Consider the following 14,383-nt stretch of genomic DNA (forward strand, 5'->3'; position numbering starts at 1 on the left):
GGGGAGCACAAACAAGTGCGCACGAGGGGCGCAGGCCGCTATTCGGCCAGCCCTCTTCGAGGAATGTTCGAGCGGGGTGTGGATGGCGCGTGGTGAAGCTTGTTTCTGCGGGCGCTGGGCCGCGTATCGTCCCCCAGGTGACTGATGCGACCGTGACGAGCAGTCCCGCTATTCCAGACGTCGCTCTTGCCGAACTGGCGAGCATTTTCGGCCTTGGAGAGGTGAGGGAGCAGCGCTACCTCGCTGATGGGCTGATGAATGCCAACTGGCAGGTGGATGCCCAGGCAGGGGTGTTCGCTCTCAAGCGGGTTACTGATGTGTCGCTCGATCGGCTGGTCCGCAATCAGAGGGCCTTATCCTCGCTGGCTGCGGATGACCTCCCGGTCAGTGCCCCGGTGGTCACCGCCTCGGGTTCGTTGATCGCCGAGGTTGGTGGTGGGGTCTGGTGCCTGTTCCCCTGGGTTGCTGGCACGCATGTTCGCGGGGTTGACCTCTCCCTGTTTCAGGTGAGGTCTCTGGGTGCCGAGTTGGGGCGTCTGCACGAGGGTCTCGGTCGTGCTTGCGACCGGGGCTTGCTGCCTGCAACGTCCGAGACCCTGACGGCTGATGTGACAGCACCGGAACGGGCGGTGGAGATGTCGGAGCGACTCTCCATTGCTGTGAGAGAGAAGGGCAACCGCAGCCCGTTTGACGTGGCGGCCACGGTGGCCCTGGAGCAACGTCGGGCACTGCTCGATCAGCATGCCGACCGCCGGCCGCAAGATGCCGTGCCGTGGGGCCGCCACGGGTGGACACACGGTGACGTCCAGTACCGAAACCTGCTCTGGGCGGACGGGGAACTGTCGGCCGTTCTCGACTGGGACCGTGTCGGGTAGGCCGAAGAGGTTGTGCGGACGGCCCAGGTGCAGTTCGGGGTGGGCGGGGTGTTCGATCTTGCTCGCGTGACGGCTTTTGTGCGCGGCTACCGTTCCGTGGTTCCGCTGGAGACGTCCGCGTTGCTGGATGGAGTGCGGCGGTTGTGGTGGAAGCGAATGACGGACTTCTGGCAGCTGGAGTTCCACTACGACCGCGGTGACTTCTCGTTCGACGAACTCTTCACGGCGGACGAGGCGTTGCTGCACTGGTGGACGGAACGACTCGATCAGGTCGAGGACGCGTTCGCCGCAGGGTAGATCCCGAGTGCTTCGAGTTCGGGCAGCCTGGGGCGCGCGAGGTGGGCCGCGTGGCCTTGGGCCTGCTCACCGAGGGCGTGGTGATCGGCGGCGTTGATGGCGTTCGCCCAGGCCGGTGGACCCGCAGTGTGGGGCAGGACGTTTCCGTGTGGGCCGATGGCTTCGGGGATGCCGCCTCGGTCGCTGTGTTCGTACCCCGCGGGGGCTGCACGAACGGCGGGTGGAAGACAGCGAGACGCGTGTCGTGGGCTCTCATCTATCAGCACTCCAACCGGGAGCGCCAAACGGAAGTCGCGGAGGGGATCGACACTCGCGTAGCACGGAGCGGGAGAAGACCAAGAAGGCTGACACCGGCCCGGACGACTAGGCATCGGGCACGGAACAGGCACGAGACGCATAAAGAGGTCTAGACAACAAACAACCCCCGGGCCGCTGGCCTGGGGGTTCGTCGTGGAGCGGGTGACGAGAATCGAACTCGCGCTCTGAGCTCGGGAATCATGGGGTGCTGGAGGGATGTTAGCTTCCTGATCTGCTCGTATGTCGATCTGGTTGTCCTGTGTTCTAACCGGAAGCGACCGTGATTGACCCCTGGGGACTGCTCTGAAGGGCTAGCCAGGAGCTGAGAGGTTCAGCTGATGCTGGGCGTATCACCCTGGCTGGTCCCTGGGGCTCTTACGGCAGGCAGGCAGTCGGTGATGGCTTGTGCGTAGGCCGCGAGGAGAGCTGTCAACTGGTCCAGCATGTCGGAAAGCTTCTCGAATTCGGCAGACTCCGTGCTTGTCCAGGGTGTATCACCGTCGTCCAACTCAGAGATTCGTACTCCGGCCATCGCCGCTTTGAGCACCTCCCTGGCGGCAGCCCGCAGGCGCTTAGCAGCCCCTGTCGGGGTTCGGGCCAGTAGAGAGTCGAGTTCATCCGGCTGGGGCATCGCAGGGATCCGGTGCTCGACCCAGAATCCGCCCCAGAGGCGACGTCGCCGTGCTTCCGGGAACTCGTCGTCCACCACATACACCTCACCTGCCACGTCTCGACGCAGGAGTAGGCCAGAGCTAGCTGCGAGATCGGCTGTCGCAGCTGCATGGTCGTCGTCATGACCGTCTGTGGAGTCGGGCAACGGCGGGGCGAGGAATGCGCCGAACTCCACGAGTTGGCGTGTGTGGTCATCCGCCTTAGGCACGACGACCAGGTCTTCCTCGGTCATCAGGATGTCCGGCGCCGCTGCACCCACGCGAGCGTAGAGCAGCGGCGTCCCAAGGACCGCGGACTTCCACGCCATCGTGGCTACGTCGACCCACCAGGACACGTACTCACGTGCGGCAGTGCGATGGGCTTTCGCGTTGTTGTTGGCCAATCGCAGACGGACTGAGAGCAGGACGGGATCTGCTTCGTAGCGCGCGCCCTGTTGACCAGCACACTGCTCGATGCCGAGCTCGTTGAGCGCGTCCAACTCCTCCATGCGCCGCTGCTCGGCTTCGCATTCCTGGAGCAGCACTGTTGAACAGCGAGCCAACGCGGACAGCGCCTCGTCGATCTCGCGAGCAGTCATGCTCTGCGAGGCTTCGGCTGAGATGGACGTGGGGCCGGCGGAAGGTGCGGTACCGCTCATGCAAGTGCTCCTGAGAGGAGGTGGGGTGCTCTCGGATCCCTTCGTACTCCGTGCAGCAGGAGGACTTTGGCGAAAGCGTCAATTCTGAGACGTAGGTGCTGTTGCGCTGGTAATGCCAGGGCTGCCATCGGGACGATGGCGCACCGGTGTATTGGTCGTGTCAGTTTGCCCGCAGGGCGCCCAACTCTCGTACGGGCATTGCGCGGACTGGCTGCATGGGGCGGGTGTCCTTGGCGCGAGTGCTCGGAACGAGGCTTCTGGGCGGGCCTGGGCAGCACGGAGTCCCTGTGCCACTGAGGGGCGGGAGTCTGAGCTCGTGGGCTGAACGGTGCGGTCTGACCAGGCCGGTTTCTTGATTTTCGACCTCGAATGAGGGAGGATTTCCGGAAATCAACTCTCTGTGGTCAGGGGCTGGGGCATGGCAGTCGTGCACGTTGAGGATTCCCGCGCTCGTAACAGGCTCGCTGAACTCGGGCTGTCGATCGAGGAGATCGAGACCGTTCTGCGGCGTGCCGAAGCGGAGCGGAACTTCTGCACTCCGTTCGACCCACTCTCGCTGCCTGGCAACATCTTCTGGGGTCGCACTGTGCGCTTCCTGCGGGAGACCTATATCCCCAAAGGCTGGCGTAGCGCAAGCCCCAGCAACGTGTCGCTGCTCATCTCACCGACCGATGACTTCGCCGTCACTGCTTCGAGCGGAAGCAAGGAGGCCGGTTTCGCCGCCCTCAACCCCTCCACGCGATACCCCAAGGGCTCCGCCGTCATCCGGAGGGTGGAGACCAATCGTCAGCTGACGCTCCCCGGCTACGAAGTCGAGACCGAGCCTCAGGAGCTGGGCGACGGCATCCCGACCTGGTTCCTGCTCTACCAGCATGTGAACACGGAGACGGGCACGCGGGTGTACGCAGAACTGTCACTGCCGAACAACACGGGCAGCCGTGGCAAGATCGACAGTTGGCACGAGCGGATCATCCTGCCCTCGATCGACTTCGAGGGCGTCACTCCGTTCCCGAACGAAGACGACGGCGAGGGCGGCATCGACATCCCGATCGAGCGCCTGGGCTGACACGTCCACCCCAACTCATAGGCACACTCCCATGACCACCGCTTCCCGTCTCGTCCTCGCGCGCAAGCGACGAGGGCTGACCGTCACTCGGCTCGCCCAGTTGGCGGGCCTCACCGCCCGACGACTGTCGGACTTCGAAAATGGGAGAGCACACCCCAGCCCGCCCTCTTTGACGGCCATCGCCAAGGCGCTCGAATTCCCGGAAGCGTTCTTCAGCGCCGAGGAGGTAGCCGACCTCCCCTTGGAATCGGTGAGCTTCCGGGCACTGAGCAAGATGACAGCTTCGCAACGCGACATTGCCCTCAGTAACGGCCGTCTGGCCCGCGTCCTGCAGGATTGGGTCGGGGCTCGTTTTGGCCTACCGGCTGCGGCCCTGCCTTCCCTGACGTCCTTCAGCCGCCTGAGCGTGGGCGAACAAGCTCCGTTCCCGGGAGAGGCGGCGGGGCCCGACAGTCCGGCCGAGTCCGCGGCCGAACTCGTCCGAGCCCGTTGGGGGTTGGGCGTGGCTCCGATCCCCAACATGGTCCACCTCCTGGAGGCTCACGGGGTCCGGGTCTTCTCTCTCTCCCGTGACTGTCCGGAAGTCGATGCCTTCTCCTTCTGGGATCGAGGTGTTCCTTTCGTTCTGCTGAGCACTGAGAAGACCGCCGAGCGAGGGCGATTCGACGCGGCGCACGAGCTTGGTCATCTGGTCCTCCATGGGGAGGAACAGGTTCCACACGGTCCGCAGGCGGAGGGGGAAGCACACCGATTTGCGGCCTCCCTTCTCATGCCGGCTGCAGACGTGCTCGCGTACGCGCCACGCAACCCCAGCACTCACTGGATCCTTCAGGCCAAGCGGCGCTGGAAGGTGGCGGCAATGGCGCTCGCTCACCGTCTGCACGAACTGAACCTCACCACTGAGTGGCAGTATCGGACTCACTGCATCGAGCTTGGTCGGCTGGGTTTCCGCAAGGCGGAGCCACAAAGCCGTCTAGGCAGGGAGACCTCGCAAGTGCTGGGAAAGGTCTTTACCGCCCTCCGTGCCGAAGGCACCCCACCAGCCGATGTCGCCCGCGATCTTCAGCTTCGCCTCGCAGACCTCAATGACCTCGTCTTCGGGCTCGTCGTCACCGGCCAAGACGGCGGGCGCAGCAGTAACCGCACGGCACCCACGCAGCAGCGTCCGCAACTGTCGGTCGTGCGTTGATCTCATTGGTAGCCCGCAGCCCTGGCCTTCGGCCCTCTGCTCTTACGGCGTGCCCTTCAGGGCGAATTCGCCCTTGGCGATGTCGCAGTCGACAGCCAGCAGCCCGGACGACGTGCAGGCGATGGCCGGGTTGGCGGCGGGTGAGTGCGTCCCCGCCGCGATGACCCGGTCCATGTCGGTGGTTGCCCACCCTGTCACCGGATCTTGTGCGGCTTGTCAGGCCGCACGACGTGCGGCTGCTTGTCGATGACGGCGCAGGACTCGTGGCACATTGTGTCCATCAAGTTGCATCAGAAGGCGGTGAAGTCCTGATGAAGCGCGGTGACCGCGCAACCGATGAGGTTCACCGACGTGTCCAACTCGCTGATTTTGTGAATGCAGATGCTGTATTGGTAGAGGCATGAGTGAGTCATGGACGCACCCGCTCCACCTCCATAGACGCCATGACTGAGGCACCTGCGGGTGCCCTCGATGTCCCGGCAACGGCGCCTTAACGTCAGCCACCCTCACCAGCAACTCACCTGCCGTTCCTAGGGGGCGGGCGCAGGGGGCATATCAATCGACGATGATCCCCGGGTAGCAGTCGTCGTGGTCCCAGCCCGGTTCAATTGCGTATCCGCAATGACAGAGAACCGGGCGGACAGGCAGTCCCCGTGCCCGGCGGCGCAGTGCGGTCAGCAGCGGCTGGCGGGTCAACCAGGTCGAGGGGGTGTCGTCGGCTTGCCAGTCGTGAATCTGGATGGACTCGGCCTTGAGGAGCGTCCTTATGACGGCCTCTGGTTCTCTGCGGATGAAGCGCTCGACGTTTCGACAGTACGACGGGGGCATATCGGCGAGGCGGTGACGACGGTTTGCGAAGTCCTGCCACATCTCGTCCTGCGCAACAAGAGACACCCAATGCTCATCCGCTGCCCAAACTCTGGTGCTGGTACGGCGTGCTGCGGCGAGCCGGGAATAGGCGCTGGCTGCCGCCCGCAGTGTCTGTCGCGGGTCGGAGCCGTGCCTGCCGGAGCGTGTCCGTCGCCGGATCTCGTGTGCTTCTTCGTTTGCCCGTATGGCTTCCGGAAATCGCCCTTTGTCGGCGAGACGCCGACTCAGTTCAGTCAGCGCGTTGGCGAGATCGTGCTCGAAAACGCCGGGTATCGCTGTGGCCAGTCGCCGGGAGATTTCGACGGCCTCCTCCGCTGCCTGCAGGGCCTCGGTGTGGCGGTGAGCTTCGTCCAGATGCACCGAGAGGTTGGTCAGCGCTGCCGCGAAGGACGGCTCGAAGGAGGCGGGGCTCGTCGTCGCCAGTTGCCGGTGGACTGCTACGGCCTTCTCCGCGACGGCCAGGCCCTTTACTTTCTGATCCAACTCGTGCAGTCCCGCACCCAGGTTGGTCAGCGACAGGGCCAGTTCGGGCTCGTATACACCAGGGTGGGCCCGCGCCAGACGCTCGTACGTGCCTGCGGCTTCCTCTACCGCCGAAACCCCCTCCACCGCTCGCCCTACGGAATGCAGAAGCGTGCTCAGGCCGGTCAGTGCCCGCGCCAGGTCGGGGTCGTCGCCGACGACTCTCCCTGATACCGGCCGGCGGAGTGTCGCCACCGCTTCTTCATGCGCCGCAGTCGCCTCCTGCCAGCGCTCCTCCCCGACCAGCCCATCGCTCAGCAGACAAAGGGCACGGGCGAATACGGCGGCGTGCTTCGTAAGAACGGCGCTGGGCAGGCCCCGGTGGATCCGCACGGCCTCTTCCGCGGTGCGCAGACATTCCCGCCATCGCCCGAGCGCCTGCTGGGCGTCGGCGAGTTCGACCAGCGACAGGGCCAGCTCCGGCGCATGAGTGGCAGGACCGGTCTCCATCAGCCCTCGGTGGATCCCGGCGGCGGTCTCCGCGGCCTTCAGAGCGTCTTCGCGTCGTCCCGCCCTTGCCATGAGCACAGAGAGCCGACGGTGAACAAAGCCGTGCTCAGCCGGGTCATCGGTACGGGAGAGCCGGTGCTTGGCGAGGCGCGAGCCGAGTGCGGCGATGCCGGCGTCCAGGTCGATGCGACGGTGCCTAGGCATGCACTTCTCGACGGCCTCCAACACTTCCGGGTCGATGTCCAGCCCGGCGAGACCTGCGAGAACGTCGCCACCGGCAGCGACGGCCAGCGCGGGCCGCTCGCGCAGGAGATCTTCGAGATAGGAGGCGATGTGCGGCCATCGGCGGGGTGCGGCCGCTGAGGTCAGGAACGTGAGAGCGCGAGCCGTATATGGGGAGGGCGTGCCGTCGGAAGCCTCCTGGAGGACCGTCTCGGCGGTGTCGTCCGCCCACGGTGTGTTGGCGTATTCCGGATGGCCTGGGAAGCTGAGGGCCAGCAGTTCTTCGGCGAATCTGTCCGGGTAGGGCGGCTCCAGAACGGCACCGGCGACGGTCGCCGGATAACACGTGCCGTGGTCCGTCAGCAGCCGCCCAGGGTCGGCCAGCTGGAGACTACCTAGCACTCGCTTCCCGGTCCGGAACGAGGTGGCCCCGGTGAGAGTCGCCGTAAAAACAACTTGGTGCATCACGCTGCGAGGGGTGGTGTATTCCAGGGCCGGGGCGTCGCCGTCGGCAGCGCGGCCCGCGCCGTTCTCGAAAAGTTGCTGCCAGTGCCGCTGCTCACGGCTGATCAGGTAGGAGGACAGACCTGCCAGGTCCTCTGGCGGCCGGTCTCCGTGGACGTGGGCGTCGACCGCTACCAGCGCCGCCATGTGCAGTGCCAGCACGAGGCCGAAGTCCGGGTCGTGAAGACGGCTGGGCGGCGCGACAGCTGACGGGTCGGCGACGCCGTAGCGGGCCGCGAAGCAGTCTCGGGCTACGACGAACATCGCTTCACGCAAGCCGAGGGCATCGTCGGCGATCGGCTGGAGCGGATGGCTGCTGGTGTCTACGTCGAAAGCCCCGTGCAGCGTGCTGCGTACGGGACTCCAGGAGTTGGCGGAGCGCGCCAGCAGCAGCAACCGGGTGGGCACTCTTTCCCAGAACAGGCGGTTGCTGAACAGCCATGTCAGATGGGTCAGCGGCCAGCGATCGGCATAATCCACGATCAGCAACAACCCGGCGGCGTCGCCCGGGCTCATGTCCTGGCTTCCGGGCGACGGCGGAACAGCGCCGGGGCCGTGGGTGACCGTCACCACTTTCCAACCGGCCGCTGCGCTCTCGGAGGCGAACTGCGCCGCCAGCCGCGTCTTGCCCTGGCCGCCAGGACCGTGCAGCCAGCTGGCCGCCAGCCGCTTCCCGTCGTGGTCACGCCATGCGGAGAGCCGGGACAGCTCTTCCGCGCGCCCTGTGAAGGCAACGACTTGAGAGCGGGCGTCGAGCATGCTGCTCGGCTGAGCAGGCACCCCACTGCCGCGTGCGACGTCCGGCGACCGGTACTCGAAGAGCAAATAGACCGGGCCGCCGTGGGTGAAGACGTGCATATCACCGTTGACGACCCCGTAGGCGAACCCCCCGTTTTCCGCCGAGACTACTTGCCGGTCGCCGTACGAACCCAGCCAGGAGCCGGAGCTCCCCTCGCTCACCGCGTGTCTCCGCCACCTGTGGTCCCAGGCCCTCCCGGCTCCACGTCACTTGGCGGGGTCAAGGGCCCATGGTTCACGATGATCTTGCCGTTCTGGGCACCGTAGGAATGCCCGCCGTCCTTCGCGACGACGTGCTGCACGTAGTGTGTCGAGGCATGCGGCAACGCGCCGTTAATCTCGTCCAACAGTGCCTGAAGTTCGGCGGCGGCTTCTGGGTGATGACGCAGCAGAAGGCGCAGATGCAGCGTCCACTGAGGGGCCAGCGCCTGCCGGACTTCGTCGCCCTCGCCGTCCGACATCTCCGCGACCAACGCTGCGTGCTCGTCGAGCCGTGTCTCGATGCCAGCCTGCTGCTCCGTCCCGCTGCGGCGAAACAGCCGGGCAACGCGGCTGCGGGCCGCAGGCCATACATCGGTCGCCATCGCACTCACCAGAGCCGAGCCGCCGGACACCGCAAGCTCTTCGAGCATGTGCCTCCACCGTTCCTTCCATGACCACGAACCGTGTACTTGAGGCAAAGGGCCGTGTGCTGTTGGGACGAATAGCCCGTCCCCGATTCTTACTGATGACAGCGAAGGCCGACAGTCCTTTCTCCTCAGCACCCCTACATGGCAAAGCAGTTGACTTGAAGTCGTACATGCGGCGCGGGATGAGCGGAGTGCAACCAGAAGGGCCAACCCGCCTCGGCCCCCGCACCGGCGCGCCGGTCCTCCCCGCGTGACAGGGGTCCGCAACCGACGCTTGTGCGTTTCTTGGGAGTCGGGCAGCTGATCGCCCAACTTAGGAGTGCTGGGGGGGTTTGACCACATGCTGTGCGAGGCAGCTGAAACCATGACCGCATGGCATCGAAGAAATGTGACCGCTGTGACCTCCTCATCGGGGAAGGCTGCGACTGCCCGTCGGACGGATCCGTTCCGCGTGCGTACCGGCCAACCGTCCATGCCCGGGCGGCGCGAAATCTTGTGGTTCGTCCCGAGCGAATTCTGATCTCCCCGCACGGCGTTGCGCACCTACCGGACGAATGCAACCACCAGCCGGAGCAGAGTCACCGGGAGGCGGGTTGGGGATGGATCTTGCAACCGCCTGTCGGTCTATGGGAGCGCATTGGCCCAACGCGTCAAGTGCAGGCCACGGAGGGGGACACAGCACTGGTCGCTGATCGCCGGTGTCGAGACTGCTTGTCATAGCGGTGAGGGTGTCAGGTTCAGCGTCTCTGCGGCGGGCTCGCGGCGGCGAAGAGCGTGGTGTCGGTGAGCGGTGTGGCGGTGGTCTTCACGCAGACCGCGAACAACTGCGCGCCGGTGGACCGGGTGGTGCCCCTGCGGTCGACGGTTCATGGCGTGGTCTGGTTGAGGCAGAGCTGGAGTGCCAGTTCGACGGCGTGGGCTTGGCTGTCGGGGTCGCCGGTGACGCGTTGGTGTGGGATTTCGTGTTCGGTGAGGAGGGTGTGGGTGTGGTGGTCGACCAGCGTCCGGTAGCGAGGGTCGTAGTCGTGCTTGTTCTCGACGGGTAGGGCCTCGTCGAGGACCTTGGCCAGGAGCAAGTTGTACTTCGGGGCCTGTGTGGAGGCCAGGAGCCGTAGCCGTTCGCGCTCCAGCGGGTCTTGGGTCTCCTGTCGCCATTCCTCGGCGGCGTGGAAGTAGGCGAGGGCGTCCCAGGCGGCGCGGTCGGCGAGGATGACTTGGATCGGTTCGGGATCGGGCCGGATGGCGGCGATTTCGTCGGCGATGCCTTGGGTGATGATCCATTCGGTGGAGGTGGCGGTGTGGTGCTGCATTTTCGGCAGGCCGGTGAGTGCGGCTCGTTTTCCGAGGCGGCCGGTGCGGGCTACGGGGATTCCGTGGGCGCGTAGTTCCATTTCGATGCGTTTGAGGAGTGTGGTCTTGCCGGTGGAGTGGGTGCCCATGATGCCGATGCGGATGGGCTGAGGGGTGGTCACCACAGGGTGGGGTCCTTGTCTGGTTCGGGGGCTCCGGGCAGGCCGGGCGGTACGGCCGCGGCGACGAGCTGGTCCCAGGTGTCGTAGTGGTCGGCCATGAGGATCAGGAGCTGGGCGGTGGCGTAGGCGTCGTAGGTGGCGCGGTGGCGGTGTGCGGGGGCCGTGGTCAGGTCCGGGCGGAGGTGTTCGATCAGGGCGTCGAGGGTGTACTTGGGCAGGCCGGGGTGGGTGGCTTTGGCGAGGCGGAGGGTGTCGAGGATTCCGGCCGGCTGCCACGTCGGGAGGTGCGCGGAGAGCACCCGGTGGTCGACGTGGGCGTTTTGGGCGCAGATCCATGAGGTGCCGAGGAGTGTGCGGACCTGGTCGGCGATCTCCTCCCAGACCGGCTCGTTTTCCAGGCGGTCGTTGGTCAGGCCGTGGACGCGGGTGGCGAACGGGGTCACGGGGTGCCGGGGTTTGGTCAGCCACGCACCGGCTGTGCTGGTGTCCGGCTGTCCCTCGCGTACGGGGAGGGCGGCGACTTCGACGAGGTCGGGCGGGTTGGCGCCGTTGCCCTCGACGTCGACCGCGAGCAGCGGGGGCCAGGAGGAGAAGTTCATGCGGGGGTGGGTCCGTTCTCCGCCGTCCAGCCGATGGGGGCCCGGCCGTGTTGGCGGTGTTGGTGGGGTTTGGTGCGGTCGTGGCACTGGTAGCCGAAGCCGTGCTGGAGGTAGTAGCGCGGTGGCTCGTCCAGTCCCTCCACGACGATGGCACGCTCGTTGACCTCCACCACGCCCGTCGCACCGAGTGCTCGGGCTTCGGCCGTGACGGCCGCCGGATCCGGCTTGACCCACGCGGCCCGGCACCGTGCGATCTGGTCCTCGGGGCAGATGTCGCACAGTTCCCGGATGCCGAAGTGGCCGTTGTAGTCGGCCTCTCCGTGCGCGTAGGCGACCCCGCAGCTCGTCTTTCGGAACAACGCCCCCCAAGTGCCGTCCTGTTGGAAGGCGTCGAGGATCCGCTGCTCGGAGACTTCGGGCATGATCTTCCGCCGTGCCGTCTCGTCGTAGGGCATCGGCAGCCCGTGCGCCTGGTAGTAGGAGGCGATCTCCTCGCGGAAGAACAGTCCGGTGAAGACGGTCGCGTGCGCGTGCCGGGACAGTTCACGTGCCCGTTCGATGTCGGCGGCGGAGTCGTTGAGGCCGGGCACGATCGGGCGCCAGTACAGGACGGTGCGGTAGCGCTCGGCGTGCTCGTACAGGGTGCGCAGGCTGCGTGCGGCGATGCCCGAGTCGACGGGTTCGATCGCGGGGTTGGCGATGTTGGAGTGGGTGACGAGGACGGTCAGGCGCAGGTGGGTGAAGCTGTTGAGGATCGCGCAGTCTTCGGGCGTCACCCGCCACCGCGTGATGATCAGTACGTGGTTGGTCAGGCCCTGCTCGTCCAGTGCCCGCAGCACGTTGAACACGTGCGGTTTGACGATGGGGAGCATGGGGTCCGTGGCCCGGTTCAGGAGCTGGATGGGTGTCTTGTGCGGCTGGAAGTACGGGTGCCCGACGAGGTGGGTGACGGCCTCCTCGTCGCTCATGAGGCGGCGGGGGGTCTTCATTTCGAAGTTGTCGAAGAGGTGCCGGACGCAGTATCCGCATTCCAGCGGGCAGCCGACGATCCAGTTCAGCGACAGCCCCGACTTGCGGTACTCGATCACGTCGGCGAGTTCCGGCTTGAGCCCACCGATCTGGTCCGAGGACAAGATGGGCGGGACGGGGCAACGGGCGTAGTCATGTGGACCTCCAGTCAGGGGTGTGCCGGAGCGGGTGCTCGGCTGCCGCACGCTGGTGCGGTGGGTGCTGCGGCGGTGGGGTGAGTAACTTGCGGCGGCGGGCGCCGTACCAGGTGCCGAAGTCCCGGCGCGCGGCGTCGGGGTCGTCCGAGGTGTGCACGAGGTTGTTCACCAGTCGGGCGCCGGCGAGCGCCTCTTCCAGGCTGTCGCGGCCGAGGTCCCCGCGGATGGTGCCCTTGGCGGCCTGCGTGGGGTCGAAGTGACCGAGCAGGTCCCGCACTCTGCCGTGGATACCGGCATCGCCGTGGGCGAGGGCGACGGTGACCGGCTTGTCGGCGTACAGGGCATCGAGCGCGGCGGGGATGTCGCGGCCGGTGAACCAGTCGGCGTCCACCAGCAGGTCCCAGTAGTGCACGTGGGCCTGCCACGCCCTCGCCGTAAGGTCGAGCCGGCCGAGGACGGTGACACCGCAGGCGGCGATCCGCTCAAGGACCCGGTCGGTGAGGCCGGTCTCGGCGCAGTCCGGCTTGCAGAGGATCACCGTCCACCGGTCCCAGTCGACGCCGTCGACCACACCGCCGCTCCAGGACGGCTTCCCGGGCATCGTCATGACCGCGCTCCCGTATCGGGCATGCGCGTGGGCCATCGGTGACCCACCAGCCAGCGAAGCCCGGGGTCGAGGGCGGCGAGCACGCTCTCGTCGACCGGGTCCGCCGGGCAGTGGCGGATCTGCCGGTGGACCTCGAACAGCAGCAGCACCTGCTGCCAGTACGGGTCGAAGCCGAGCGACGCGATCTCCCGCGGCTGCTGGCGGCCCCGGCCGGAGCGCAGCGTTTCCTCGTGCATGAGCAGGTCGGAGATGGTTGAGAAGGATGTGCCGGCAGGCATCTTCGGGAACGGGAACCGCCGCTTTGACGTGGCCAGTTCGGCCTCGGCCAGGACTCGCCTGATGCGCGGGACGTCGCGCTCGCCGACGTGCGCCGAGCCGATGTGATGGGTGTACGTGCCCAGTTCGAGACCGAGCTGTACGGCGGCGAACTCCTGGATCATCGTGAAGGAGAACGTGTCGGACAGCAGCCCGCGGTCGCAGTCGTTGGCCCGCATGTAGCAGACCATGTGGACCCGGCCCTCCCGGACCAGGAGGTGCAGGGCGACCACGCAGGACATGTCGGGGTTGTCGGCCACGGCCAGTTCATCGGCGGTGAAGATCGGCAGCAGGCCGCGCTTGCTGTCCTGCTCCGTACGCAGCAGCTCCAGGACCCGGTCGAACGGTGATGTGCCACCAACCGTGGCCGGGTTGAACATGCGCGCCCCGTACGCGGACCCGCCCATCGTCCGCCCGTCACGCGAGAACTGCCGCACATGCGGCGCGTAGTACGCCAGCATCTCCACATCATTGCGACCGGCCAGGTACCAGAGCGCCTCGGCGAAGTGCCAGACAGGATTGACCTTCCGCTCGGCCAGATACGGAAGACGCGCACGCGGATCGGCAATCTGAAAACTGATACCGATACGCTCACGCGCGGCATTCCCACGCGGCGCGTTCCGGTACTCGAACCGATCCGCCAGATGACCGAGCACATCCAGATACGCCCGCTCAAAGTTCGGATAGACAGGTGGAGTTAACAGGGGTTCCTCCTTCAGCAGGTACAGCGGCCGGGGTGGTCATGCTCGCGATCGGAGAGCGGCCAGGAGACCTCGCGCGGCCTGTGCGTCGATGGGGCTGACTGCCAGGGCGGCGTCGCTGTCGCAGCGGACGCAGTCGTGGTGGAAGTACAGATCGAGGAAGCCGCCGCCGGTCACTGCTGTGAAGGCCGCGCCGAGACGGCGCATGACCTGCCGCACCTCGGGCCATTCCTCCAGGTTCCGCTCGACCCTCCGCACCGGCGCGCCCAGGAGACAGGCGAGCCGGTCGGCGGTGGCGACGGTGACCTCACCCAGCTCCACCTTGCCCCCGACTACAGACAGACCGGGGACGTCGAGTCCGTGCTGACGGAATGCGGCGCGGAGAGTGTCGGTGGTCTCCTGGACGGGGGTCGTGCTGTCTGCGTCAGCGATCGTGGTGCGCATGGTGGAGTCTCCGGGAAGTACGTGAGCGGGCGTCGAATGCCCTGGGCGGCG

13 protein-coding genes and 1 pseudogene are annotated in these 14,383 nt (G+C 66.5%); 4 read left to right on the plus strand and 10 right to left on the minus strand.

The genetic code is table 11. The features are described from left to right. Positions 1–137: 137 nt before the first annotated feature. Positions 138–875, plus strand: a complete 738-nt coding sequence (locus tag ACIBBB_RS29220; protein WP_398987163.1) for a phosphotransferase — start codon at positions 138–140, stop codon at positions 873–875. Between the two features lie 66 nt (positions 876–941). Further along, complete coding sequence (locus tag ACIBBB_RS29225; protein ID WP_398987165.1) at positions 942–1,172, plus strand: hypothetical protein; 231 nt, start codon at positions 942–944, stop codon at positions 1,170–1,172. Positions 1,173–1,800: 628 nt separating this feature from the next. Here ACIBBB_RS29225 and ACIBBB_RS29230 read toward each other — a convergent pair. Then, entirely contained in the window at positions 1,801–2,778 is a 978-nt protein-coding gene (locus tag ACIBBB_RS29230) for a hypothetical protein (RefSeq protein ID WP_398987166.1), read from the minus strand. A 418-nt stretch (positions 2,779–3,196) separates the two neighbouring features. Between ACIBBB_RS29230 and ACIBBB_RS29235 the strand changes: the two genes are divergently transcribed. Further along, positions 3,197–3,844, plus strand: a complete 648-nt coding sequence (locus ACIBBB_RS29235; RefSeq protein WP_398987168.1) for a hypothetical protein — start codon at positions 3,197–3,199, stop codon at positions 3,842–3,844. 31 nt (positions 3,845–3,875) lie between these two features. Further along, on the plus strand, positions 3,876–5,033 hold the full coding sequence (locus tag ACIBBB_RS29240; RefSeq protein ID WP_398987170.1) for a helix-turn-helix domain-containing protein: 1,158 nt from the start codon (positions 3,876–3,878) through the stop codon (positions 5,031–5,033). A gap of 42 nt (positions 5,034–5,075) precedes the next feature. On the opposite strand, the gene ACIBBB_RS29245 is transcribed toward ACIBBB_RS29240, so the two are convergent. The 9 genes and pseudogenes from ACIBBB_RS29245 to ACIBBB_RS29285 all read right to left on the minus strand — a co-directional run. Then, positions 5,076–5,231 carry a bifunctional DNA primase/polymerase gene (locus ACIBBB_RS29245; protein ID WP_398987172.1) on the minus strand — a complete coding sequence of 52 codons (156 nt, stop codon included), beginning with the start codon at positions 5,229–5,231 and terminating at the stop codon, positions 5,076–5,078. Positions 5,232–5,588: 357 nt separating this feature from the next. After that, positions 5,589–8,561: a tetratricopeptide repeat protein gene (locus ACIBBB_RS29250; RefSeq protein WP_398987174.1), complete on the minus strand. Its 2,973-nt coding sequence runs from the start codon at positions 8,559–8,561 to the stop codon at positions 5,589–5,591. Further along, on the minus strand, positions 8,558–9,031 hold the full coding sequence (locus ACIBBB_RS29255; RefSeq protein WP_398987176.1) for a hypothetical protein: 474 nt from the start codon (positions 9,029–9,031) through the stop codon (positions 8,558–8,560). The genes ACIBBB_RS29250 and ACIBBB_RS29255 overlap by 4 nt, the downstream gene beginning before the upstream one ends. A gap of 863 nt (positions 9,032–9,894) precedes the next feature. After that, positions 9,895–10,500, minus strand: coding sequence for an AAA family ATPase (locus ACIBBB_RS29260; protein WP_398987178.1), 606 nt, complete (start codon positions 10,498–10,500; stop codon positions 9,895–9,897). Continuing rightward, positions 10,497–11,099, minus strand: a complete 603-nt coding sequence (locus ACIBBB_RS29265; RefSeq protein ID WP_398987179.1) for an exonuclease domain-containing protein — start codon at positions 11,097–11,099, stop codon at positions 10,497–10,499. The genes ACIBBB_RS29260 and ACIBBB_RS29265 overlap by 4 nt, the downstream gene beginning before the upstream one ends. Beyond that, a complete protein-coding gene (locus ACIBBB_RS29270) occupies positions 11,096–12,232 on the minus strand; it encodes a radical SAM protein (RefSeq protein ID WP_398987181.1) in 1,137 nt (378 codons plus the stop codon). Before ACIBBB_RS29270 ends, ACIBBB_RS29265 begins: the two co-directional genes overlap by 4 nt. 28 nt (positions 12,233–12,260) lie before the next feature. Beyond that, the gene (locus tag ACIBBB_RS29275) at positions 12,261–12,872 is read right to left on the minus strand and encodes a nucleoside-diphosphate kinase (protein WP_398987183.1); all 612 of its coding nucleotides are present in this window, start codon (positions 12,870–12,872) and stop codon (positions 12,261–12,263) included. After that, positions 12,869–13,843 (minus strand): thymidylate synthase, encoded by a 975-nt coding sequence (locus ACIBBB_RS29280; RefSeq protein WP_398987185.1) that lies wholly within the window; start codon positions 13,841–13,843, stop codon positions 12,869–12,871. Before ACIBBB_RS29280 ends, ACIBBB_RS29275 begins: the two co-directional genes overlap by 4 nt. An 84-nt stretch (positions 13,844–13,927) precedes the next feature. Further along, positions 13,928–14,383, minus strand: a pseudogene (locus ACIBBB_RS29285) (hypothetical protein); the annotation flags it as partial.

Source organism: Streptomyces sp. NPDC051217, from assembly GCF_044455465.1.
In the GTDB taxonomy this organism is placed as follows: Bacteria; Actinomycetota; Actinomycetes; order Streptomycetales; family Streptomycetaceae; genus Streptomyces.